The sequence below is a fragment of the Mycobacterium sp. IDUB_37 genome, from assembly GCF_055419245.1.
In genome coordinates, this window is record NZ_JBVAXG010000004.1 from 696,216 (window position 1) to 719,525 (window position 23,310).

The following is a 23,310-nucleotide window of genomic DNA, read 5'->3' on the forward strand; positions in this document are numbered from 1 at the left end:
ACGATTTCCGCCATGTTGCGCCTGAGACTGGTGGGCTCGGCGCTGTTGCCGTTAGGGCTGGTGTTCTGTGGGCAGCCGGTGGCACTGCCGCTCGCTGCCGCGACTCCCGAAGCTGATGCCGGGCCGACCCAGGTTCCTGCGGCACCCGCCGCGACGTCACAACAGAGCTGGGGATCCTGCCGCGAGTTCGTCAAAGACCTCTCCGATCTGCCGACCGCGCAGTGCGCGACGGTGTCGGTTCCCGTCGACTACGACAAACCCACCGGCGCACAGGCCAAGTTGGCGGTGATCCGCGTCCCAGCGACGGGGCAGCGAATCGGATCGTTGCTGGTCAACCCTGGTGGACCCGGCGCATCGGCGGTCGATCTGGTCGCAGGCATGGCACCGGACCTCAAGGACAGCGATATCGCTCGCCACTTTGACCTGGTGGGTTTCGACCCCAGAGGAGTGGGTCACTCGACTCCGGAGTTGCGGTGCCGGTCGGACGCCGAGTTCGACGCGTTCCGACGCGATCCGATGGTGGATTACAGCCCGGCCGGTGTGGCGCACATCGAGCAGCTGTATCGCGGGTTGGCCCAGCACTGTGCCGACCGGATGGGGCAGGCATTCCTGGCGAACATCGGCACCGCGTCGGCCGCGCGCGACATGGACATGGTCCGGCTGTCCCTGGGCGACGAGCAGATCAATTACCTCGGCTACAGCTACGGCACCGAACTGGGCACCGCCTACGTCGAGCGGTTCGCACCCCACGTGCGCGCGATGGTGCTCGACGGCGCCATCGACCCGACCGTCGGCCCAGTCGAAGAGACCATCAACCAGATGGCGGGTTTTCAGACCGCCTTCAACGATTACGCCGCGGACTGCGCCCGGTCCACGGCTTGCCCGCTGGGCGTCGATCCGGCCCAGTGGGTCAGCCGCTATCACGCCCTGGTCGACCCGCTGGTGGCCACGCCGGGGAAGACTTTGGACCCGCGCGGCTTGGGCTATGCCGACGCGACCACCGGCACCATAAACGCGCTCTACACCCCGCAGCACTGGAAGTTCTTGACCAGTGGCCTGCTGGGGCTGCAGCACGGTACCGACGCCGGTGACCTCTTGATGCTGGCCGACGATTACAACGGACGGAACCGGCAGGGGCATTACGACAACGGTCAGGATGCGTTCAACGCGATTCGATGCGTCGACGCGCCCACGCCAACAGACGCTACGACGTGGGTTTCGGCCGACCAGCGCATCCGCGAGGTCGCTCCATTTGTTAGCTACGGGCAGTTCACCGGATCGGCACCGCGAGATATTTGTGCGCTGTGGCCGGTGCCGGCAACGTCCGCGCCGCACGCCGCGGCGCTTGCCCCGCCAGGCAAGATCGTCGTCGTCTCCACCACCCATGACCCGGCCACTCCCTATCAGGCCGGGGTGGATCTGGCCCGCCAACTGGGCGGCTCGCTCGTTTCTTTCGACGGCACCCAGCACACGGTGGTGTTCAACGGCAACCGCTGCGTGGATTCCGCGATGGTCAGGTATTTCCTGGACCTGACGTTGCCGCCGCCGAACTTGCGCTGCCAAAACTGAGCATCCGCAACGTGTCTGGCGTGGCATCCGTAACATCGATTTAACAGAACGTGCCTACTGTTCCGAGTATGGATCGGCAGAAGGAGTTCGTCCTCCGCACCCTCGAAGAGCGCGACATCCGTTTCGTGCGGCTCTGGTTCACGGACGTCCTCGGGTATCTCAAGTCGGTCGCGATCGCTCCGGCCGAACTCGAAGGCGCTTTCGAGGAGGGCATCGGCTTCGACGGCTCCTCGATCGAAGGCTTCGCGCGAGTTTCGGAATCCGACTGTGTGGCGCACCCCGACCCTTCGACGTTCCAGGTGTTGCCCTGGGCCACCAAGGCCGGACACCACCACTCGGCGCGGATGTTCTGCGACATCACCATGCCCGACGGTTCACCGTCCTGGGCCGACCCGCGGCACGTGTTGCGGCGTCAGCTGCAGAAGGCCAACGACCTCGGGTTCTCCTGCTACGTGCACCCCGAGATCGAGTTCTTCTTGCTCAAGCCCGGCCCGGATGACGGCTCGGTGCCAGTACCGGTCGACAGCGCCGGATACTTCGACCAGGCGGTGCACGACTCAGCGCTGAACTTCCGCCGCCATGCCATCGAAGCCCTGGAATTCATGGGTATCTCGGTCGAATTCAGCCACCACGAAGGCGGCCCGGGTCAGCAGGAGATCGACCTGCGATTCGCTGACGCCCTGTCGATGGCCGACAACGTGATGACCTTCCGCTACGTCATCAAGGAGGTCGCGCTCGAGGAAGGTGCGCGCGCGACGTTCATGCCGAAGCCGTTCGGTCAGCACCCCGGTTCGGCGATGCACACGCACATGAGCCTGTTCGAAGGCGACGTCAACGCCTTCCACAGCGACGACGACCCGCTGAAGCTGTCCGACGTCGGAAAGTCTTTCATCGCCGGGATCATCGAGCACGCCTCGGAGATCAGTGCGGTCACCAACCAATGGGTCAACTCCTACAAGCGCCTCGTGCACGGCGGTGAGGCGCCGACCGCGGCGTCCTGGGGTGCGGCCAACCGCTCCGCGCTGGTGCGGGTGCCGATGTACACGCCGCACAAGACGTCGTCGCGGCGGGTGGAGGTGCGCAGCCCGGACTCGGCCTGCAACCCCTACCTGGCGTTCGCCGTCCTGCTGGCCGCCGGCCTACGTGGAGTGGAGAAGGGCTACGTGCTCGGCCCCCAGGCCGAAGACAATGTCTGGGATCTGACACCCGAAGAGCGCCGCACGATGGGCTACCGTGAGCTGCCGTCGAGTTTCGACAGTGCGCTGCGTTCGATGGAGTCGTCCGAGCTGGTCGCTGAGGCGTTGGGGGAGCACGTCTTTGACTTCTTCCTGCGTAATAAGCGCGCCGAGTGGGCGAACTACCGCAGTCACGTCACTCCGTTCGAGCTGAGCACCTACCTGTCGCTGTAGGTCGGCTTGATGGGGGCGACCCGCCTGTCAGAAGGACTGCGCTAACGTCATTAGCGTGACTAAGCCTGCGACGCAGCGACCAAAGCTGCCCAGCGTCGGCCGGCTTGGACTGATGGATCCGCCGGCGGGGTCTCGGCTGGCGCAGTTGGGCTGGGACAAGCACGACGACCAGTCGCACGTCGACCTGTTGTGGTCACTGTCGCGCGCACCCGATGCCGACGCCGCGCTGCGGGCGCTGGTTCGCCTGTCGGAGAACCCAGAGGCCGGGTGGGATGAGCTGAACAAGGCTCTGCTCTCCGAACGAAGCTTGCGTGGGCGACTGTTCGCCGTGCTGGGTTCATCGCTGACACTCGGGGACCACCTGATCGCCAATCCGCAATCGTGGAAGCTGTTGCGCGGCAAGGTGAAGCTGCCGACTCGCGAGCAGTTGCACCAGTCATTCCTGGATTGTGTCGAGCAGCCCTCGGGGTCGCCGGGGTCGATCGTTCATCAACTGCGTGTCCACTACCGCGATCATCTCTTGGTTATTGCCGCTCTCGATCTGGCCCCCACAGTCGAGGACGAACCGGTAGTGCCATTCATCACCGTCGCTGCCCAACTCGCCGACACCGCGGACGCGGCACTTGCGGCAGCCCTGCGGGTGGCCGAGCAGACGGTGTGCGGCGAACGCGAGCCACCTCGCCTGGCCGTCATCGCGATGGGCAAATGCGGTGCGCGCGAACTGAATTACGTCAGCGACGTCGACGTGATCTTCGTCGCCGAGCGCGCCGACCCGATCTCCGCGCGCGTCGCCAGCGAGATGATGCGGCTGGCTTCGTCGGCGTTCTTCGAGGTCGACGCCGGACTGCGCCCCGAAGGACGCAGCGGAGAACTTGTTCGCACGGTCGAGTCCCATGTCGCCTACTACCAGCGCTGGGCCAAGACCTGGGAGTTCCAGGCGCTCATGAAAGCCCGCGCGGCCGTCGGTGACGTTGAACTCGCGCAGCGCTACCTCGAGGCGCTGACGCCGATGGTGTGGACCGCCTGCGAGCGCGAGGATTTCGTCGTCGAGGTGCAGGCCATGCGCCGCCGCGTTGAGCAGTTGGTGCCCGCGGAGGTCCGTGGCCGTGAACTCAAACTCGGCACCGGCGGCCTGCGCGACGTGGAGTTCGCCGTGCAGCTACTGCAGCTGGTCCATGGCCGCCGCGACGAATCCCTGCACGTGGCATCGACGGTCGACGCGCTGGCGGCACTGGGCGAAGGCGGTTACATCGGCCGCGAAGACGCGGCAAACCTGACCGCCTCGTACGAATTCCTGCGGCTGCTCGAACACCGGCTCCAACTGCAACGGCTCAAGCGCACCCATCTGCTACCCGCGCCCGACGATGAGGAAGCGGTGCGCTGGCTGGCGCGCGCGGCCCATGTCCGGCCAGACGGCCGCCACGATGCCGCCGGCGTGCTGCGCGAAGAGCTCAAGAACCAGAACGTGCGAGTCTCCCGGCTGCACGCAAAACTCTTCTACCAGCCGTTGCTGGAGTCCATCGGCCCGGACGGGCTGGCGATCGCCCACGGGATGACCTCGGAAGCGGCCGAACGCCAACTCGCCGCGCTGGGGTACGAAAGTCCTCAAACGGCGCTGAAACACATGTCGACGCTGGTCAATCAGAGCGGTCGGCGCGGACGGGTGCAGTCGGTGCTGCTGCCCAGGCTCTTGGACTGGATGTCCTATGCACCCGACCCCGACGCCGGGCTGCTTGCTTACCGTCGACTCAGCGAGTCACTCGCCGGCCAATCCTGGTATCTGGCGACGCTGCGCGACAAGCCGGCGGTGGCCCGTCGGCTGATGCACGTACTGGGCACCTCGCTGTACGTACCCGACCTGTTGATGCGGGCACCGGAGGTCATCCAGACCTACGGTGACGGGCCGTCCGGTCCGAGACTGATCGAGGCGGACCCCGCCCAGGTGGCGCGTGCGCTGATCGCCTCGGCCAACCGGCAGAGTGACCCGGCGCGGGCGGTCGCGGCCGCGCGCACATTGCGGCGTCCAGAGCTGGCCCGCATCGCCTCAGCGGACCTGCTCGGCCTGCTCGAGGTCAGAGACGTGTGTGCCGCCCTCACCTCGATCTGGGTCGCGGTTCTGCAGGCCGCGCTGAACGCGGCGATCCGGGCCAACCTGCCGGAAAATGGCAAGGCCCCGGCGGCTCTCGCGGTCATCGGGATGGGCCGACTTGGTGGCGCCGAGTTGGGCTACGGCTCGGACGCCGACGTGATGTTCGTGTGCCAGCCCGCCGACGGTGTCGAGGATTCTCAGGCCGTCAAATGGTCGACGTCGATCGCGGAGATGGTCCGAAAGCAGTTGGGCGCCCCCAGCGTTGATCCGCCGCTGGAGGTCGATGCCAATCTGCGGCCCGAGGGCCGCAACGGGCCGATGGTGCGAACGCTCGCCTCCTACGAGGCGTACTACGCACAGTGGGCGCAGCCATGGGAGATTCAGGCCCTGTTGCGCGCGCACGCGGTGGCCGGCGACCCGGAGCTGGGTCAGCGATTCTTGCTGATGATCGACAACACGCGCTATCCGCCCAACGGTGTGTCGGCCGAGGCGGTGCAAGAGATTCGCCGGATCAAGGCCCGCATCGAAGCCGAGCGGCTGCCGCGCGGGGCAGACCCCAAAACGCACACCAAGCTGGGCCGCGGGGGACTGGCCGATATCGAGTGGACCGTGCAATTGCTGCAACTACGGCACGCCCACGAAATCCAGGCCCTGCACAACACCTCGACACTGCAATCGCTGGACGTGATCGCTGAGACCGGTCTGGTTCCCGAGGACGAGGTCGACTTGCTGCGCCAGGCATGGCTGACCGCCACCCGGGCACGCAACGCGCTGGTGCTGGTGCGGGGCAAGCCCACCGACCAGCTGCCCGGCCCGGGACGTCAGCTCAACGCGGTCGCGGTGGCCGCAGGCTGGCACAACGACGACGGTGGAGAATTCCTGGACAACTATCTCCGGGTAACCCGACGAGCAAAAGCTGTGGTGCACAAGGTGTTCGGAAGTTGAGTCAGGAAGCTCGCCAGCAGGCCGGGTTGCTGGGCAACGCCCTTTTCGAAGAATTGAGTGTGGCGGAGGCTCAGCGAGCGACCGCCCTGTATGCGCCATTGGCACAAGCCGTCCGCGACCTCGTCGACGCCACCATCCGTACCGACGTCGACGATGCTCTTGTTGCCGAGGCCACGTCCGCAGTCGAGGCAGTCACCCGATCGTTGCGGCAACGGATCCGGCCTGCCGGTGTGAGTTACCGCGTCGGTGATCGGCCGTTGCCGTTGGGCAACGCCGTGGTGGGCGTGTGCAACCCGATCGCGCCGCCCGTCGTCGTGAACCACGAGGGCGGCGGACGCTGCTGGGCCGAGTTCGTCCTGGGCTGCGCATACGAGGGCCCGCCCACGCTGGTGCACGGCGGCGTCAGCGCCCTGGTGCTCGACCACATGCTCGGCGAGGCCGCCAGCGAGGGACTGTCCAAGCCGCGCTTCACCGGAACCATCACGGTCAAATATCTGCGCGGCACTCCGTTGGGGCCACTGCGTTCAGAGGCCTGGATCGAGAGCAAGCAGGGCGTCAAAGTCTTTGCACGCGGCACCATTTCGGATGCCGCTGGCGTCACCGTCGAGGCGGACGGTGTCTTCATCGAGCCGTCATGGGTAAGGAACGGGCAATGAAGTTCTACGTCAGCAGCGCGTTTCTGAACACCCCCGACATCATCGAGATCGCCAAAGCGGCAGATGATCTCGGCTATGACGGGCTCGGCATCCCCGATCATGTCGTCAACTTGGAGACTCTCGAAACTCCGTACCCGTACACCAAAGACGGCCAACGCCGCTGGCAACCCTTCACCGACTGGCCCGACCCCTGGGTGCTGGTCGGCGCGCTGGCACAGGTCACCACCCGGCTCAAATTCGTCACCACCGTCTACATCCCCGCGATGCGCAACCCCTATTCGGCGGCCAAAGCCATTGGCACAGCAGCATTATTGGCGTCGGGCCGGATAGAACTCGGCATCGGAGTGGGCTGGTGCCGCGAGGAATTCGAGTTGATGGGCGAACCGTTCTCCGCCCGCGGCAAACGCACCGACGAGATGATCGAGTTGATGCGAGCGTTGTGGGAACCGGGCTGGACCGAATTCGAGGGCAAGTTCTACCAGGCGCCACGCTTGGAAATGCAGCCGACACCGCCGCCCATCCCGGTGTACGGGGGCGGCCTCAGTGACATCGCGCTTCGTCGCGCGGCACGCTACGACGGCTGGATCGGCGACCTGATCACCACCGACCGCGCCATCGAAAGGGTGAACCGGCTGCGCGAGCTGCGAGCCGAAAACGGTTTATCGATGGACGATTTCACGATCCTGACGCCGCTAACCGATTCGTTCACCATGGCCCACTACCAACGGGCCGAAGATGCCGGGATCACCGGCATTATCACCATGCCGTGGATGTTCTACGCCGGGCCGAATGCAACGCTGGCCGAGAAGATCGATGGGCTGCAACGCTTTCGGAAGGATCTGGCGCTCGACGGCTAGTCGCGATCGCAAGCGCGGCGGCGTTTGGCCGCGCGCCGCGGGTCGCGACCAAACGGCTAGTCGCGATCGCAAGCGCGGCGGCGTTTGGCCGCGCGCCGCGGGTCGCGACCGCCGGACTAGCTGCCCGCGCTGCGACGCGCGCTCGCGACGGCGAGCCAGTCGTCGGCGGCCAAACCGCTGGTGTTCGCCGGGTCGTAGCGCTTCAGCAGCCCCGAGACGGTCAGGTGCTCGCGACCCTCGAAACCGTGTGCGGCGAGCAGTTCGTTGAGACTCCCCTCGGTGAAGTCACTGCGATACGGTTCGCCACGGCGGGCCACGTAGCGGGTCATCCGGCTTGCGCTGCGCCACGGTGTGGTCGCGGCCACGACACCGGCGCAGATGTAGTCGACGATCAATTGGCTGCCAGGCGCGCACAATTCGGTGAGGTCACCCAGCGTTGCCTCGATAGCTTCGCTGCTGAGGTAGGGAGTCACGCCCAGCCAGACGATCAGGCTCCGCTTCGTTGGGTCGAAGCCGCTTCCGACGAGGCGCTCCCGCAGTCGGTCCTGTTCGAAATCGCAGGGCACCCAGATTGTTCGGCTTTGGTCATGGCCCGCTAGCAGTCGCTCGGTCACGGGGCGTTTGCGCGCCTGGGTGGCGGGTGCATCCACCTCGAAGACCGTTACCGGCGCCCCGTCGAGCCGAAGGCTGGTGGTGTCGAAGCCGGCGCCGAGCAGTACGAGTTGGTCGATGCCGTCGCTGACGGCGGCCCGGCGGGCATCGTCGGCGTAGCGGACCCGCAACGCGATATGGGCGTGCAGTCCGCCCCACAGCCGGTCGAACGCACGCAGTGCGACATCGGCCAACAGCGGGTAAGCGAGTATCGCCCGCAGCGCCGGATGTTCGACGAAATGCCGCGACTGCGGGTCTTCGACGAGACGACGATTCGGTGGTCGCAGCGTTTCGGCGACCCGCTGGGCGGCGTTGGCCTGGGCGGTCAGGCTCGCGGTCCGGTCGAGGCGCCGGCCTGGTGCAGTGGAAACCATCACGTGATCGAGGCTACGAAAGCGATCGGTTCATCGGTAAGGTCCAATTCAGTGGCAAATTCATGGACCAGTGAATCGGGCGGAATCGACCTGCATCTCGACCTCCCGCCAGCGCGCGGACGCCGGGTGGCGCTGGAAAGTGCTCTGCGACAAGCGATCCGAGACGGACGCCTGGTTGCGGGCGAGCCGTTGCCGTCCTCGCGGGCGTTAGCCGCTCAACTCGAGGTCGCGCGCGGAACCGTGGTCGAGGTCTACTCACAGTTGGCGGCCGAAGGGTACCTGCGCACCCGGCCGGGCGCGGCCACCGAAGTGGCTCATGGGCCGCACCTGGCGGCACCGGTCAGCGCCGCACCTGTGCGCTCGCGCATCGTCGCCGACTTCCGGCTGGGTCGCCCGGACTTGAGCATGTTCCCTCGCGGCGACTGGCTGCGCGCGCAGCGACGAGCGCTGCACGTCACCGAGCACGCCGAACTCGGTCCGGGAGATCCGCGCGGATCGTTGCGGTTGCGCACCGTGCTGGCGAACTACCTGGGCAGGGTACGCGGTGTGCTCACCACCCCCGACCACATCGTGATCTGCGGTGGTTTCACGCAGGGACTGCGGCTGACCTGTGACGCGCTGGCCGCCCGCGGCGCCCGGGCGATCGCGTTGGAGAATCCGTGCCTGCCCGACCACCGCGCGGTGGTGGCCGCCAGCGGCCTGGCCGTCGCCGCGTTGGAGGTCGACGGCAGCGGTGCCCGGCCGGACGGTATGACCGACTCTGTCGGCGCCGCTCTGCTTACTCCGGCCCACCAGGCTCCGCTGGGTGCGACGCTCGATGCCGGGCGGCGCACGGAGTTCACCCGGATCGCCGCGGCGTGCGGCGTGTACCTCATTGAGGACGACTACGACGGGGAGTTCCGCTATGACCGGCACCCCGTCGGCGCGCTGCAGGGGCTGGCCCCCGAGCACGTCATCTACGCGGGTAGCGCCAGCAAGAGCCTGGCTCCGGGTCTGCGGCTGGGCTGGTTGGCCGTGCCCACCGACCTGGTCGACGCGGTGGTCGAAGCCAAGCGCCGAACAGATCGCGGCACCGATGTGCTGACGCAGCTGGCGTTCGCGGAATTGATCGACTCGGGCGCTCTTGATCGCCATATCCGACGGATGCGCCGCCGCTACCGGGATCGACGCGACGCGTTCGTCCAGACCCTGAATCGGTTCGCGCCGACGGTGGCCGTGCACGGAATAGCCGCCGGGCTGCATGCCGTGGTGTCGCTGCCCGACGGGTTGTCGGAGGGCGATCTACTGAACACCGCCCGGCAGCGCGGCATCGCGTTGACGGGCCTCGCCCCGTTCTGGCACCAGGCAGGCGCCGCGGGGATCGTCGTCGGCTACGGGACACCGTTCCAACACGAATACGGCACTGCGCTCGAACATCTCGGCCGGCTGCTGGGGCAACCGCTACGCACGAATTAGCCGTTGGCCAGCCACCATTGGTGGAGCGCGGCCATGTCCGTGTTGGCGGAGCGGATCGAGCCCAATACGTTATTGCCGTCGGTGGTCTAGGTGATCGTCGCGAGCCTAGTTGACTGCTCCCGACACCGGAAGACGCAACATTGCGGCGCTCCTGCTCGCAGCTACCTGAACTGGACTGCGCTCTGCAGCGTCACTTCGGAGATGTCGGAGTGGCTTCGCCCGCCGGTGCTGCCGAGGGTACTTATCCAGATCAATACGAATGTTGTTGGGGTGGAGGACTTTATAGGTATGACGTTGTGGCCGGGCTGCAGCGGCGACGGCGGAGTCAGTTCGGTGGTGTCACCGAGTTTGGCGGGCGCCATCCCTGCTGATGAGCGGATCTGGGCCACCGTGCCGGTGCTGTTCAAATCGATGGTGACGGCACTGAGCGGCGTTGGCTCAGGAAGTTGCAACATCAGTCCGACACCGTCTTTGAACTTCGGAAAGGGTTGGGGGTCGAAGTAAGTGTCGGTGGACCATGCGGTCGCGGGGTTGCCGTCGATCGCCAACCCGGCCGAGGCTGGGCTGTCTGGTGCGCCGCCTGGTGAAAAGACCGCTGCTTTAACGGGCTTCACTGTTGCGGGCTGGGTCGCCACCAGCGACGGCGTTGGCAGCGCCGATGTGGGCTGCAACCCGAGCTTGTTTCCGTCCATCGCGACATTGGTGTTGAACGCGCCGACGATCCGATCGATCGAGTTGGCAAAGCCGAGCAGGATGACGAGAGTGACTGCCGCCGCGGCGCCGAGAGTTGCTTTGAGGAGTTGACGCCGAGCATGCGCGGCCCGCTCGCTCGGCCCGAAGTTTCGAAAGCCGGCATAGCGCCCGGGAAGTGGCGTTGGGTGTGATTCGCGAGTCGCGCTGGAATTGGTGGAATTCTTTGCCTCGCTGCTTGCTTCGCGCAGCAGTGTCGCAAGTGTCGCGGTGCTGCGGATGCCGTCTCCATCACGCACCAGGCCGGCTGCGGCGGATGACAGCAGGAACGGGACAGCGGGGTCGATCGTCGCGGGTTCTCGGATTCGGCCTTCGGCATCGGTGCCGACCGCCTGCCAATCTCTGGCTACCGCCTCGTTCGCGAACGGCCACCGATTGACCAGCAACGCATACATGACAGCGCCAATACCGCGCAGATCATCCCGCAGTGCTGCGTTCGGATTCGTCGCCGGAAAAGCGAGCACGGCACGCCCATCCAAGTTGACGCGGATTCGATCGGGATGGTCAATTGACAACGCCAGCCCGGCACGGTCTGCCAACGCGGCGGCCTCGACAAGGGACAACACCGCGTCCGCGACACCTTTGGGTGACGGGCTGGTATTTGCCACCTCTTTCAACGTGGCGCCCCGGATCCACTGGGAGACAACGACTCCGCCGCACTCGTCGCGACCCACGTCGATCACTGTCGCCAAATAGGGGCAGTCGATGCCGCGCAGGCGGGCGGTGCGGGACAGGATGGTGTCGATGGTCGCGGTCGGCAGCGTGTTTTCCGGGTCGACCACTGTGACGGCCAGATGCTGGCCGGTCACTGTGTCGGCGGCTTGCCAGAACTGCAGATGCGGGGCTTCGCCATAGAAGAAAAGGAGGCGGATCCGACCGCCCGCGATAGTGGATCCGGCGACCAGTGGGTTCGCCTCGCCGCTAGGTAGCCGAGCTTCTGCCCATAAATATTTGAGGTGCGTGGTTGCCGTCTCGGGCGCCTGGCGTTGGATGGCGGTCATCGCTTTGTCTCGCTCCCGAAGTGCACCGGCCGCATCGGCCCAGACGCGAACGGTGCGGATATTTGTCGTCTTGAAGTAGCCGGGTACGGACGACCTCAAACTCATGAGCTGACGCAAAATCCCCCTGGAACAGCGCTCCAGAGGGACTTTGCGACTGCTTGCGACTAGGGCCTAGACGTCGTAGTACAGCGCGAACTCGTAGGGAGTCGGCCGGATCTGGACCGGCAGGATCTCCTGCTCCCGCTTGAAGTTGATCCACGTCTCGATCAGGTCGGACGTGAACACGCCGCCCTCGGTGAGGTACTCGTGGTCGTCCTCGAGACGGTTGATCACGTCGGCCAGCTGAGTAGGAGCCTGCGGGATGTTGGCGGCCTCCTCGGGTGGCAACTCGTAGAGGTCCTTGTCAACCGGCGACTGCGGCTCGATCTTGTTCTTGATGCCGTCCAGGCCCGCCATCAGCATGGCGGCGAACGCCAGGTACGGGTTGCCCGACGAGTCGGGGCAACGGAACTCGAGGCGCTTGGCCTTCGGGTTGCTGCCGGTGATCGGGATACGGACACAGGCCGACCGGTTGCGCTGGCTGTAGACCAGGTTGATCGGGGCCTCGTAGCCCGGAACCAGCCGCTTGTAGGAGTTCACCGTCGGGTTGGTGAACGCCAGCAGCGACGGCGCGTGGTGCAGCAGGCCGCCGATGTAGTGGCGGGCGGTGTCCGACAGGCCGGCGTAGCCGGTCTCGTCGTACATCAACGGGGTGCCGTCCCGCCACAGCGACTGGTGGGTGTGCATGCCGGAGCCGTTGTCACCGAACAGCGGCTTGGGCATGAACGTGACGGTCTTGCCGGCCTGCCAGGCAGTGTTCTTGACGATGTATTTGTAGAGCTGCATGTCGTCGGCCGCGGCCAGCAGAGTGTTGAATTTGTAGTTGATCTCGGCCTGACCGCCGGTGCCCACCTCGTGGTGGCCCTTCTCCAGGCTGAAGCCGGCCGCGATCAGGTTCTGCAGCATCTTGCTGCGCAGGTCGACGTAGTGGTCAACGGGGGCCACCGGGAAGTACCCGCCCTTGGGCCGCACCTTGTACCCCCGGTTAGGGCTGCCGTCGGCCTCGGTGGCCGAACCGGTGTTCCACCAGCCCGAGATCGCGTCGACCTCGTAGAACGAGCCGTTGGTGCGCGAGTCGAAGGCCACCGAGTCGAAGATGTAGAACTCGGCCTCGGCGCCGAAGTAGGCGGTGTCGGCGATGCCGGTGCTGATCAGGTAGTTCTCGGCCTTGCGGGCGACGTTGCGCGGGTCGCGGGAGTAGGGCTCGAGGGTGAACGGGTCATGCACGAAGAAGTTCAGGTTCAGCGTCTTGGCCTGGGTGAACTGGTCGACGATCGCGGTGTTGGGGTCCGGCAGCAGCAGCATGTCGGACTCGTGGATCGACTGGAAACCACGGATCGACGAGCCGTCGAAGGCCAGGCCGTCCTCGAACACGGCCTCGTCGAAGAAGGAAATCGGGATCGTGAAGTGCTGCATGATCCCGGGCAGGTCGCAGAAACGGACGTCGACAAACTCGACGTTTTCATCTTTGGCAAGTTTGAAGACGTCGTCGGGCGTCTTATCCGTCACAGAAGGCTCCTTTTACTTTGGTGATTCGCGGCCGACGCTAGGGAGCAGATGTTGCCCGTCAGTCAACCCCGTGTTGCGCAGAGGTTACGCACCACGGCGCCCGCAAGAGAGCCCGGATGAACGCCGGGCCCTAAAGTGAAGGCCATGGCCCGCAAGATCGTAACTCCTCCCCAGTTGACGCTTTGCGGGCTGTCCCGGTGCTCGCAGTCGCGGGCGATCGGACAAGCCCGATGACGGGGGGATCAACTCCGGGTTACCCAGGGGAAACGTTGGGCTTACCGCAGTCCGGGTCGCGTTCGCTGGCGCCGATGGGGCGCCGATTAGCCGCGCTGTTCGTCGACTGGCTGATTGCCGCGGGCCTCGCGCTGCTGGCGCTGGCGTTCGGTGCAATCTCCGACACCGTGCTGTCGACGGTGCAGTTGGTCGTCTGGCTGGTGCTCGGCGCGGTGTCGCTGCGGCTGTTCGGGTTTACGCCCGGGCAGCTGCTGTTAGGCCTCGAAGTGGGTGCGGTGGATGGCCGGTTGCCCATCGGAATCGGGCGCGCCTTCCTGCGCGGCGTGCTGATCTTCCTGGTGGTTCCGCCGTTGTTCACCGATGCCGACGGGCGTGGCCTGCAGGACCGGGTGACCAATACAGCGGTGCTGCGCCGCTGAGGCTACTTGCGGCGCACGGTCCGCTGGACGCCCTTCATCTTGCCGGAGTTCGGCAGCGGGCCCTTGGGCATCGCGGCGGTTCCGGCTCGCGAGCCCAGCGCGGCCAGTCGAGACTCCAGGGAGTCCAGCTGCTTGACGGTGATGTTGGCCGGCAGGCGGGTCAGGTGGCGCTCCAGCTTGGCCAGCGCCACCTCGCCCTCGCCGTTGCCAATGATGATGTCGTAGATCGGCACATCGCCGATCAGTCGCGCGGTGCGCTTCTTCTCCTGGGCCAGTAGCGGTTTGACCCGGTTCGCCGCACCCTCGCCGACCAAGATCACGCCGGGCCGTCCGAGCACCCGGTGCACCGCGTCGAAGTGACCGGTCGCGGCGACCCCGGGGGTGACTCGCCACTTGCCGCGCATGTTGTCCAACACCCAGGCTCCGGCGCCGGCCTGGCCCTCAGCTTGCTTGTAAATGCTCTTCTGAGCCCGCCGCCCGAAGACGATGAACGCCACCAGCGCGCCGAGCAGCAGGCCGAGCGGAATCATGAAAAACATGGTCATCCCGCCGGCATAGATGCCGGTCCCGACCGAGATGCCCGCGATCACGACAAACGCGGCGACCATGTACGGCACCAGCCGCTTGTCCTGCTTACGCTGCAGGTTGAACGCCTGCCACAGCTGCGCGCGGCGTTGTTTGGATGCAGCCTTACGGCCGGCCGCGGCCTCGGCCTTGGCGGCCTTGGCTTCGGCAGCACTTCGGGATTTAGCCATAATCAACAAGGATACGTATGCACTTACCCCCGCGGTCGCGTCGGGACCGCAAGCGCGGTCGTAGGTCGCGCGCCGCGGGTCGCGGCAATCCAGCTTGAGCGGGCTAGCGTGCGGAGCGGGCCTGCTCATAGAGCCGGCCGGCCCGGTAGGACGACCGGACCAGCGGCCCGGCCAGCACCCCGGCGAAACCGAGTCCCTCGGCATAGCTTGCAAACTCGACGAACTCATCGGGAGTAACCCAGCGGTCGACCGGGTGATGGCGGGCCGAGGGCCGCAGGTATTGGGTGATGGTGACGATGTCGCAACCGGCGTCACGCAGATCGCTCAGCGCGGTGCGCACCTCGTCGGGCATCTCGCCGAGGCCGAGAATGAGGTTGCTCTTGGTGACCAGTCCAAAGTCACGCGCCGCGGTGATGACCTCCAGGCTGCGCTGATAGGTGAAGGCCGGACGAATCCGCTTGAAGATGCGCGGCACGGTTTCGACGTTGTGGGCAAACACCTCGGGACGGGACTCGAACACCTCGGTGAGCCGGGTCGGCTCGCCGTTGAAGTCCGGGGCCAGCAGTTCGACGCCGGTGTTCGGGTTGAGCTCCTTGATGGCGCGCACCGTTTCGGCATAGAGCCACGCACCGCCGTCGGGCAGGTCGTCGCGGGCCACTCCGGTGATCGTGGCGTAGCGCAGGCCCATGGTCTGCACGCTCTCGGCCACGCGGCGGGGTTCGTCGCGGTCGAGTTCGGCGGGCTTGCCGGTGTCGATCTGGCAGAAGTCGCAACGACGGGTGCACTGGTCGCCGCCGATCAGGAAGGTGGCTTCCCGGTCCTCCCAGCATTCGAAGATGTTCGGGCAGCCGGCCTCCTCGCAGACCGTGTGCAGGCCTTCGCGCTTCACCAGGCCCTTGAGTTGGGTGTACTCCGGCCCCATGCGGGCACGCGTCTTGATCCACGGCGGCTTGCGCTCGATCGGGGTTTGGGCGTTGCGCACCTCGAGGCGCAGCAGTTTCCGGCCTTCCGGAACGACGGTCACCCAGCCAATGTTACGCGGGTAGCGTCGTGTTCCTGGACGGCCAGCGCCCCGTCCAACGCATCGCGAACGGCGTCGGCCACCGCCGCCCGAACGTCGCCGATGGCAACCGGTCGCCGCAGCTCGGCGGACAGCGACGTCACCCCGGCATCGGTGATGCCGCACGGCACGAACGTGGTGAACGCCGCCAGGTCACAGTCGCAGTTGAGGGCGAACCCGTGCAGCGTCGTCGCACGCGCCACGCGCACGCCGATGGCCGCGATCTTGCGCGCCGGTCGGCCGGGAATCCACACACCGGAGCGCCCGTCGACCCGGCCCGCATCCAGGCCGAGGTCGGTGCAGACCTTGATCAGGGCTTCTTCCAGGCGCCGGACGTAGTTGACCACGTCCAGGGGTTCGGCCAGCCCGATGATCGGGTAGCCGACCAACTGCCCTGGGCCGTGCCAGGTGATCTTGCCGCCACGGTCGGTGTCGATGACCGGGGTTCCGTCGAATGGCCGTTCGTGGGGTTCTGTGCGGCGCCCTGCGGTGTAGACCGCGGGATGTTCCAGCAGCAGCAGAGTGTCGGGACCGCCGGCGACCCGGGCGTCGGCCAACTCCCGCTGCAGCTGCCAGGCGGCCTGATACTCGAGGCTACCCAACTGCCTGACGTCGAGCGGGGCCGTGCTGGACCGGATGGAAGCCGTCACAGAAGCCGTCACAAAGGCCAGGTTACCGGGCTACGGGACGCTCGGCGCGGGTCCGTCTAGTCCTGATCCCGCCGCGCGGTGGCGTACCCGAGCGCCTCACCAATCGTGTTGTGGTGGAACTGGAAACCAGCCTGTTCCAACGCGGTGGGGATGGCGCGTTGGCCGGTGAGCAGCCCCTCGTCGGCGAACTCGCCGAGGGCGGCGCGCACCGCAAAGCCGGGTACCGCGAGGGGCGTCGGGCGGTTGATCGCACGGCCCAGGGCGGTGGTGAACTCGGCGTTGGTGACGGGCGCGGGACCGGTCATGTTCACCGGCCCGGACAGAGTCGGGTGCGCGATGACGAACAGCAGCGCCCGCACTTCGTCTTCAAGGCTGATCCACGACATGTACTGGCGGCCACTGCCCAGTCGCGCGCCCAGGCCGACCGAGAACACCGGCCGCATCATGCGTAGTGCGCCGCCCGCCGGTGACACCACTACGCCGATACGGGCCAGCACTACACGCGTGCCCACGTACTGCGCCGGCAGGGTGGCGGCCTCCCAGTCCACACACAGCTGTGCCAGGAAACCCCTTCCCGCTGCGTCGTTTTCGTCGACCACGCGGTCGCGGGTGTCGCCGTAGTAGCCAACCGCGCTGGCATTGATCAGGGTGCCGACGCCCGCGTCGGCGACGGCAGCGGACAACACTTCGGTCGGCGCGATCCGGCTGTCGCGCAGGCTCTGCTTGAAGGCACCCGACCAGCGGCGTTGACCCACGTTGACCCCGCACAGGTTGACCACGACGTCGACATCGATGAGCGCGTCGGGATCGAACTCGCCGCTCTCCGGATTCCAGCGCAGCTCTTCGGAATTCGCCGGCGTTCTGCGCACGATGCGCAGCACATCATAGTCGGCCGCGCGCAACGCCGCAGTTAACGCCGAGCCGATCAACCCAGACGAACCCGCTACGGCGATAACGGCTTTGGCCACAGTCGGTGTCTTCTCGAAGCCCCTTGGAGCCCCGGTCAGAGCCCCAAGTCTGCCTCGAAAGCCGCCTCTTCGAGACGGTGCTTGACGGTGGTCATGAAGCGGCCCGCGTCCGCGCCGTCGACGAGTCTGTGGTCATAGGTCAACGGCAGGTAGGAGACCGAGCGAATGCCGATCGACTCGTTGCCGAATTCATCGGTGACAACCCGGGGCCGCTTGACGATGGCTCCGGTACCCAACATGGCTGCCTGCGGCGGCACCAGGATCGGAGTGTCGAAGAGCGCGCCCTGGCTGCCGATGTTGGTGATGGTGAAGGTGCCACCGGACAACTCGTCTGGCTTCAGCTTGTTCGACCGGGCTCGTGCGGCGATGTCGACGATCGCGCGGGCCAGTCCCGCCAGCGACAGGTCACCGGCGTTGTGGATGACGGGGGAGAGTAGGCCCTGATCGGTGTCGACGGCGAAGCCGAGGTGCTCGGCGTCGTAGTAGGTGATCTCCTTGCTTTCCTCGTTGTAGCTGGCGTTGACGTTCGGGTGCGCCTTGAGGGCGTCGATGACCGCGCGCGCGATGAACGGCAGGTAGGTCAGGTTCACGCCCTCGCGTTCGGCGAACGCCGTCTTGGCCCGGGCACGCAGCGCCACGATCCGAGTCATGTCGGCTTCGTGGGTCTGGGTGAGCTGCGCCGTCAACTGCAGCGATTCGCGGGTCTTCTTGGCGGTGATCTGCCGGATCCGGCTGGCCTTCTGCGTGGTGCCGCGTAGATGTGCCAGCGACGGCGCCGGCGATGCCGCAGCCTTCGCGGCCGGCGGCGCCGATGCGGCGGCGGGAGCCTTCGCCGGCTCCTCCTTCGGCTGCTTCTTCTTCTCGGCCGCTGCCAGCACGTCCTGTTTGCGGACGCGACCGCCAACGCCGGTGCCGGTCACTTCGGCGAGGTCGATGTTGTTCTCGGAGGCGAGCTTTCGCACCAGTGGCGTCACGTACGGCGCGCCGTCGGATTCGCCCTCGGACTCGGTCTTTGCCTGCTGCGGGGCGGGCTCTTCCTTCGGAGCCTCTTTCTTGGGCTCCGGCTTGGGCTCTTCCTTAGGCTCTGGCTTCGGCTCTTCCTTGGCCTCCGGCTCGGGCTCCGGCTCCGGTTCGGGCTCGGGCTCGGGCTCGGGCTCCGGTTCGGGCTCTTTCTTCGCCTCGGGCTTGGGCTGAGACTTCGGCTCGGACTTCTGCTTCGAAGACCCACCGCCGGAGTCGGAACTGCCGACCTGGGCCAGTTCACCGCCAACCTGGACGACGTCGTCTTCCTCGGCGGTGATGCTCACCAGAACGCCCGCCACCGGGGACGGAATCTCGGTGTCGACCTTGTCGGTGGACACCTCCACCAAGGGCTCGTCCACCTGGACCGAATCGCCGACCTTCTTCAACCAGCGCGTCACCGTTCCCTCGGTGACCGACTCGCCCAGCTCGGGCATGAGGACCGGCGTCGCGTCGCCACCGGAGGACTCGTTGGACTTTGCCGGCTCGGGCTCGGGCTCGGGCTCCGACTCCGGTTCGCTGTCGGCCACTTCTTCAGCCGGCTCCGGCTCATCTTCCTGGGCCGCGGCTTCCTGCTTCGAGGAGTCGTCCGACTGGCCGCCGCCGTCGTCGTCGCCTGGGTCGCCGATGAGGGCGAGGTCTCCGCCGACCTCAACGGTGTCGTCCTCTTGGGCGATGATCTTGGTGAGCACCCCAGCGGCCGGCGACGGGATCTCCGTGTCGACCTTGTCGGTAGAGACTTCGACGAGCGGCTCGTCGACTTCGACCGTGTCGCCCTCTTGCTTAAGCCAGCGGGTGACCGTTCCCTCGGTGACGCTCTCACCAAGTGCAGGCATCTGGACTGAGAAGGCCATCTGGTTTGACTCCTCGATCGGTCGGCGGTCGGCACAAGTCGACCTCGGGCTGCTGCGGTCGTGCACCGGGTGCGAAACCCGAGCGAATGACGACGCTATCCTGTCACCCCGCTATCGGGCGCTCGCAGCCAGGGCGTGGCGTACTTCGGGTGCGGGTTGGACGGATCGGCCTTGCTACGGTGTGGCGACTGATCGAGACAGCAAGTCGCAGGTGGCGGAGGTTTGATGCCGGCAACACAACATGCACCCCAGCAGTTCGTCGACAGCGCGGACGGAGTCCGCATCGCTGTTTACGAAGAAGGCAACCGGGAGGGCCCGACGGTCGTGCTGGTGCACGGCTGGCCGGACTCGCACGTGCTGTGGGACGGCGTCGTTCCGCTGCTGGCACAGCGCTTTCGGATCATCCGCTACGACAATCGCGGTGTCGGACTGTCGTCGGCGCCCAAGCCTGTCTCGGCCTACGCGATGGCGCGTTACGCCGACGACCTGGCCGCGGTCATCGGCGAGTTGAGCCCGGGACAGCCCGTGCATGTGCTGGCCCACGACTGGGGTTCGGTGGGTACCTGGGAATACCTGAGTCGGCCCGGTGCCGGCGACCGGGTCGCCACCTTCACATCGGTGTCCGGTCCGGCCCAGGATCAATTGGTCAAGTTCGTCTTCGGCGGTCTCGGGCAACCATGGCGACCCCGTCGCTTCGCCCGTTCGCTCAGCCAGGCGCTGCGGCTGACCTACATGGCGTTCTTCTCGATTCCCGTGTTGGCGCCGCTTCTTCTCCGGCTCGCGTTCCGCAGCGCGGCGGTGCGCCGCAACGTCGTCGACAACATCCCCGTCGACCAGATCCGCCACTCCGACAATGTCGCCAGCGACGCCGCGAATTCGGTGAAGGTGTACCCGGCCAACTACTGGCGTTCCTACTCCAGCAAGTTCCGTCGTCAGGGCGTGCACATCGTCGACGTACCGGTGCAACTGATCGTCAACACAGGCGACAAATTCGTGCGGCCGCACGGCTACGACGAGACTTCCCGCTGGGTGCCACGCCTGTGGCGGCGCGACATTCGGGCCGGGCACTTCTCGCCGATGTCGCACCCGCAGGTGATGGCCGCGTCCGTGCACGACTTTGCTGACCTGGCCGAGGGCAAGCCGGCCAGCCGTGCGCTGCTGCGTGCGCAGGTCGGCCGCCCACGCGGACATTTCGGTGACACGTTGGTTTCGGTGACCGGCGCGGGCAGCGGTATCGGACGCGAGACCGCGATCGCGTTCGCCAGAGAGGGTGCCGAGATCGTCATCAGCGACATCGACGAGGCCACCGTCAAGGAGACGGCAGCGCAGATCGCCGCCCGCGGCGGCGTCGCGCACCCCTATGTCCTCGACGTGTCTGACGCCGATGCCGTCGAGGCGTTCGCCGAGCAGGTCTGCGCTGAGCACGGACTGCCCGACATCGTCGTCAACAACGCCGGCATCGGTCAGGCCGGAAACTTCCTGAACACCCCGGCCGAGCAGTTCGACCGGGTGCTGGACGTCAACCTCGGCGGCGTGGTCAACGGCTGCCGGTCATTCGGGCAGCGCCTCGTTGATCGCGGCACCGGCGGGCATATCGTCAATGTGTCGTCGATGGCGGCCTACGCGCCGCTGCAGTCGCTCAACGCGTACTGCACCTCGAAGGCGGCGACGTTCATGTTCTCGGACTGCCTGCGGGCCGAACTAGATGCTGCCAACGTCGGTCTGACCACGATCTGTCCGGGCGTGATCGACACCAACATCATCGCGGCAACCCGTTTCGACTCGGGCGGCAAGGGCGACGAGGTGGTCGACGGACGGCGCGGGCAGTTGGACAAGATGTTTGGCATCCGCAGTTTCGGACCGGACAAGGTCGCCAACGCGATCGTCTCCGCGGTGCGGAAGAACAAGCCGATCAGGCCGGTGACGTTCGAGGCCTACGCGCTCTACGGCGTATCCAAGGTGCTGCCGCAGGCGTTGCGCAGTACGGCACGCATGCGGGTGATTTAGTGCTACACCCCGACGGTCGCGCCGGTCCGTCGCAAGACCAGCGCGCCGGCGACACCGACGAGCCCGATCACCGTCAGCGGGATCGTCCACATCCGTCTGCTCGACACCGCAGAGTCGCAGAGCGCCACGAAGTCGGTATGTGGGATGAGGTCGTTGAGAATGGGAATGTCGGCCACGGTGCCTTTATTGGCATCCCGGGCACCGGCTGTGTCGGTGACGACGCCGTTCCCACAGCTAACGGTTCCACCATTGCTGTTGGACACCGTGACCGGCACGAGCAGCCCGATCACGCCGAACAGCAGGAGTGCCGCACTTACTGCGATAACCAACCTTTTTGCCGTCACTGTCCCGCGCCTTTCTCGATGGAGAAATCCACTGGGTGCGTAGTAGCCGCCGTCGTGTACGGCTAAACCAGTAGGACTCGGGGTCAGCCGTTCTGCGCGATGTCTTCGAGCACGGCGAAGATGGTCCGGGTCGGCACACCGGTGGCACCCTTGGCGGTATAGCCCCACGGGCCGCCGGTGTTGTAGGCAGGACCGGCGACGTCGATGTGTGCCCAGTCGACTCCATCGGCGACGAACTCCCGCAGGAACACCCCGGCCACCAGCATCCCGGCGAAGCGCTGACCGCTGATATTCGACAGATCAGCCACCGTGGACTTCAGGTCGTCCTTCAGTTCGTCGGGCAGCGGCATCGGCCAGCCGTTCTCGCCCACCCGCTGCGAGATCGAGGCGACGCGGTCGCGGAACTCGTCGCTGCCCATCACACCGGGGATGCGGGCACCCAGCGCCACTGTCTGCGCGCCGGTCAACGTGGAGGTTTCGATCAGGTAGTCCGGGTTGTCCTCGCACGCGCGCACGATGGCGTCGGCCAGAATCAGCCGGCCCTCCGCGTCGGTGTTCTGCACCTCGACGGTGATTCCGCCGTACTGGGTCAGTACATCGCCGGGCCGCTGCGCGGTCGACGACGGCATGTTCTCCGCCATCGGCACGGTGGCGATCACGTCGATCGGCAGTTCCAGTTGAGCCGCCAGCGTCACTGTTGCGATGACCGCGGCCGCTCCGCCCATGTCCGAGGTCATGTGGTGCATTGACGCGGCCGGCTTGATCGAGATGCCGCCGGTGTCGAAGGTTATGCCTTTGCCGACGAGTGCGACCTTCTTGACCTGTTTCGCGTTCTTGGCCAGGCGGGACCCGCGGTGGATCAGCCGGACCAAGCGCGGCGGCCGCGACGAGCCCTGCCCGACGCCGATCACGCCGCCGTAGCCGGCCTTCTTCAGCGCCTTGTCGTCGAGGATCTCCACCTCGAGGCCGACGGACTCACCCAATGTTTTTGCACGCGTGGCGAATTCAGCGGGGAACAGAGCGTTCGGGGGAGTGTTGACGAAGTCCCGGGCGGTCGCGACGGCGGTGGCCACCGCAGCCCCGTGCGCCGCTTGCTTTTTCGCGTCTTTGGCGGTCGAAAGCACGGTGATCTTGCGCAGCCCAGCGTCTTTCGGTGCCGTCTTGCCGCTGCGGAAAGCGCTGAATCGATAGCTGCCCAGGACCAGGCCCTCGACGGCTGCGTCAGTGATTCCCTCGCCGGGTAATGCGGCCAGCGTCGTGACCACCGCCTCGGTCTTGGCCAGCGACCGCGCCGCAACCCCGGCCGCACGCCGAACCAGATCCGCGGGCCATTCGTGCCGCGACTTGCCCAGACCGATCGTCAACACGCTCGCGACCGGCAGCGACGACACCACCAACCGGTTCACCTGCTCGGTGCCGCCGGAGGCGTCCAGGGCCTTCAGTCCGGCCTCGATCTCGGCCACCGCATCGGCGGGCAGAAACGGTTCGGCAGCGGCGACAATGGCGCTCGATTTGTCGTCATCGCCGGATGAGACGACGGGCACCAGCAGGACCGTGGAACCCAGCCCGCGTTTGGGCAGCGCGGTGGCGACGTTGACAGTGGGTGCTCGGTAGCCCGGTTCGGTGGTCACGGGC

18 protein-coding genes are annotated in these 23,310 nt (G+C 66.4%); 8 read left to right on the plus strand and 10 right to left on the minus strand.

The window, feature by feature from the left end; genetic code table 11:
• Positions 1-3: 3 nt before the first annotated feature.
• The 5 genes from ACZY1I_RS17480 (at position 4) to ACZY1I_RS17500 (ending at position 7,525) form a co-directional block, all read left to right on the plus strand.
• Positions 4-1,569, plus strand: a complete 1,566-nt coding sequence (locus ACZY1I_RS17480) for an alpha/beta hydrolase (RefSeq protein WP_463755766.1) — start codon at positions 4-6, stop codon at positions 1,567-1,569.
• Between the two features lie 68 nt (positions 1,570-1,637).
• Positions 1,638-2,978, plus strand: coding sequence for a type I glutamate--ammonia ligase (glnA, locus tag ACZY1I_RS17485; protein ID WP_463755684.1), 1,341 nt, complete (start codon positions 1,638-1,640; stop codon positions 2,976-2,978).
• A 49-nt stretch (positions 2,979-3,027) separates the two neighbouring features.
• On the plus strand, positions 3,028-6,012 hold the full coding sequence (locus ACZY1I_RS17490; RefSeq protein WP_463755767.1) for a bifunctional [glutamine synthetase] adenylyltransferase/[glutamine synthetase]-adenylyl-L-tyrosine phosphorylase: 2,985 nt from the start codon (positions 3,028-3,030) through the stop codon (positions 6,010-6,012).
• Entirely contained in the window at positions 6,009-6,668 is a 660-nt protein-coding gene (locus ACZY1I_RS17495; protein ID WP_463755685.1) for a PaaI family thioesterase, read from the plus strand. The genes ACZY1I_RS17490 and ACZY1I_RS17495 overlap by 4 nt, the downstream gene beginning before the upstream one ends.
• Complete coding sequence (locus ACZY1I_RS17500; protein ID WP_463755686.1) at positions 6,665-7,525, plus strand: TIGR03619 family F420-dependent LLM class oxidoreductase; 861 nt, start codon at positions 6,665-6,667, stop codon at positions 7,523-7,525. The genes ACZY1I_RS17495 and ACZY1I_RS17500 overlap by 4 nt, the downstream gene beginning before the upstream one ends.
• 116 nt (positions 7,526-7,641) lie before the next feature.
• Here the strand turns inward: ACZY1I_RS17500 and ACZY1I_RS17505 are convergent, their stop codons facing one another.
• Positions 7,642-8,550, minus strand: a complete 909-nt coding sequence (locus tag ACZY1I_RS17505) for a class I SAM-dependent methyltransferase (RefSeq protein WP_463755768.1) — start codon at positions 8,548-8,550, stop codon at positions 7,642-7,644.
• Positions 8,551-8,634: 84 nt separating this feature from the next.
• Here ACZY1I_RS17505 and pdxR point away from each other — a divergent pair, with 84 nt between their 5' ends.
• On the plus strand, positions 8,635-10,005 hold the full coding sequence (gene pdxR, locus ACZY1I_RS17510; RefSeq protein ID WP_463755769.1) for a MocR-like pyridoxine biosynthesis transcription factor PdxR: 1,371 nt from the start codon (positions 8,635-8,637) through the stop codon (positions 10,003-10,005).
• A 161-nt stretch (positions 10,006-10,166) separates the two neighbouring features.
• Here the strand turns inward: pdxR and ACZY1I_RS17515 are convergent, their stop codons facing one another.
• Positions 10,167-11,861, minus strand: a complete 1,695-nt coding sequence (locus tag ACZY1I_RS17515; RefSeq protein WP_463755687.1) for a protein kinase family protein — start codon at positions 11,859-11,861, stop codon at positions 10,167-10,169.
• Between the two features lie 66 nt (positions 11,862-11,927).
• Complete coding sequence (gene glnA / locus ACZY1I_RS17520) at positions 11,928-13,364, minus strand: type I glutamate--ammonia ligase (RefSeq protein ID WP_463755688.1); 1,437 nt, start codon at positions 13,362-13,364, stop codon at positions 11,928-11,930.
• Between the two features lie 230 nt (positions 13,365-13,594).
• Here glnA (ACZY1I_RS17520) and ACZY1I_RS17525 point away from each other — a divergent pair, with 230 nt between their 5' ends.
• Positions 13,595-14,017 (plus strand): RDD family protein, encoded by a 423-nt coding sequence (locus tag ACZY1I_RS17525; RefSeq protein WP_463755689.1) that lies wholly within the window; start codon positions 13,595-13,597, stop codon positions 14,015-14,017.
• A gap of 2 nt (positions 14,018-14,019) precedes the next feature.
• Here the strand turns inward: ACZY1I_RS17525 and ACZY1I_RS17530 are convergent, their stop codons facing one another.
• The 5 genes from ACZY1I_RS17530 to sucB form a co-directional block, all read right to left on the minus strand.
• A complete protein-coding gene (locus ACZY1I_RS17530) occupies positions 14,020-14,772 on the minus strand; it encodes a DUF4191 domain-containing protein (protein WP_463755690.1) in 753 nt (250 codons plus the stop codon).
• Between the two features lie 103 nt (positions 14,773-14,875).
• A complete protein-coding gene (lipA, locus tag ACZY1I_RS17535; RefSeq protein WP_463755691.1) occupies positions 14,876-15,796 on the minus strand; it encodes a lipoyl synthase in 921 nt (306 codons plus the stop codon).
• Positions 15,793-16,482: a lipoyl(octanoyl) transferase LipB gene (lipB, locus tag ACZY1I_RS17540; RefSeq protein ID WP_463755770.1), complete on the minus strand. Its 690-nt coding sequence runs from the start codon at positions 16,480-16,482 to the stop codon at positions 15,793-15,795. Before lipB ends, lipA begins: the two co-directional genes overlap by 4 nt.
• 56 nt (positions 16,483-16,538) lie before the next feature.
• Positions 16,539-17,450, minus strand: coding sequence for a TIGR01777 family oxidoreductase (locus tag ACZY1I_RS17545; RefSeq protein ID WP_463755692.1), 912 nt, complete (start codon positions 17,448-17,450; stop codon positions 16,539-16,541).
• A 35-nt stretch (positions 17,451-17,485) separates the two neighbouring features.
• The gene (gene sucB, locus ACZY1I_RS17550; RefSeq protein WP_463755693.1) at positions 17,486-19,324 is read right to left on the minus strand and encodes a 2-oxoglutarate dehydrogenase, E2 component, dihydrolipoamide succinyltransferase; all 1,839 of its coding nucleotides are present in this window, start codon (positions 19,322-19,324) and stop codon (positions 17,486-17,488) included.
• Positions 19,325-19,549: 225 nt separating this feature from the next.
• On the opposite strand from sucB, the gene ACZY1I_RS17555 reads away from it, so the two are divergent.
• A complete protein-coding gene (locus tag ACZY1I_RS17555) occupies positions 19,550-21,331 on the plus strand; it encodes an SDR family oxidoreductase (protein ID WP_463755694.1) in 1,782 nt (593 codons plus the stop codon).
• Between the two features lie 2 nt (positions 21,332-21,333).
• On the opposite strand, the gene ACZY1I_RS17560 is transcribed toward ACZY1I_RS17555, so the two are convergent.
• Complete coding sequence (locus tag ACZY1I_RS17560; RefSeq protein WP_463755695.1) at positions 21,334-21,675, minus strand: aminopeptidase; 342 nt, start codon at positions 21,673-21,675, stop codon at positions 21,334-21,336.
• Positions 21,676-21,758: 83 nt separating this feature from the next.
• A complete protein-coding gene (locus tag ACZY1I_RS17565; protein WP_463755696.1) occupies positions 21,759-23,306 on the minus strand; it encodes a leucyl aminopeptidase in 1,548 nt (515 codons plus the stop codon).
• Positions 23,307-23,310: the final 4 nt, after the last annotated feature.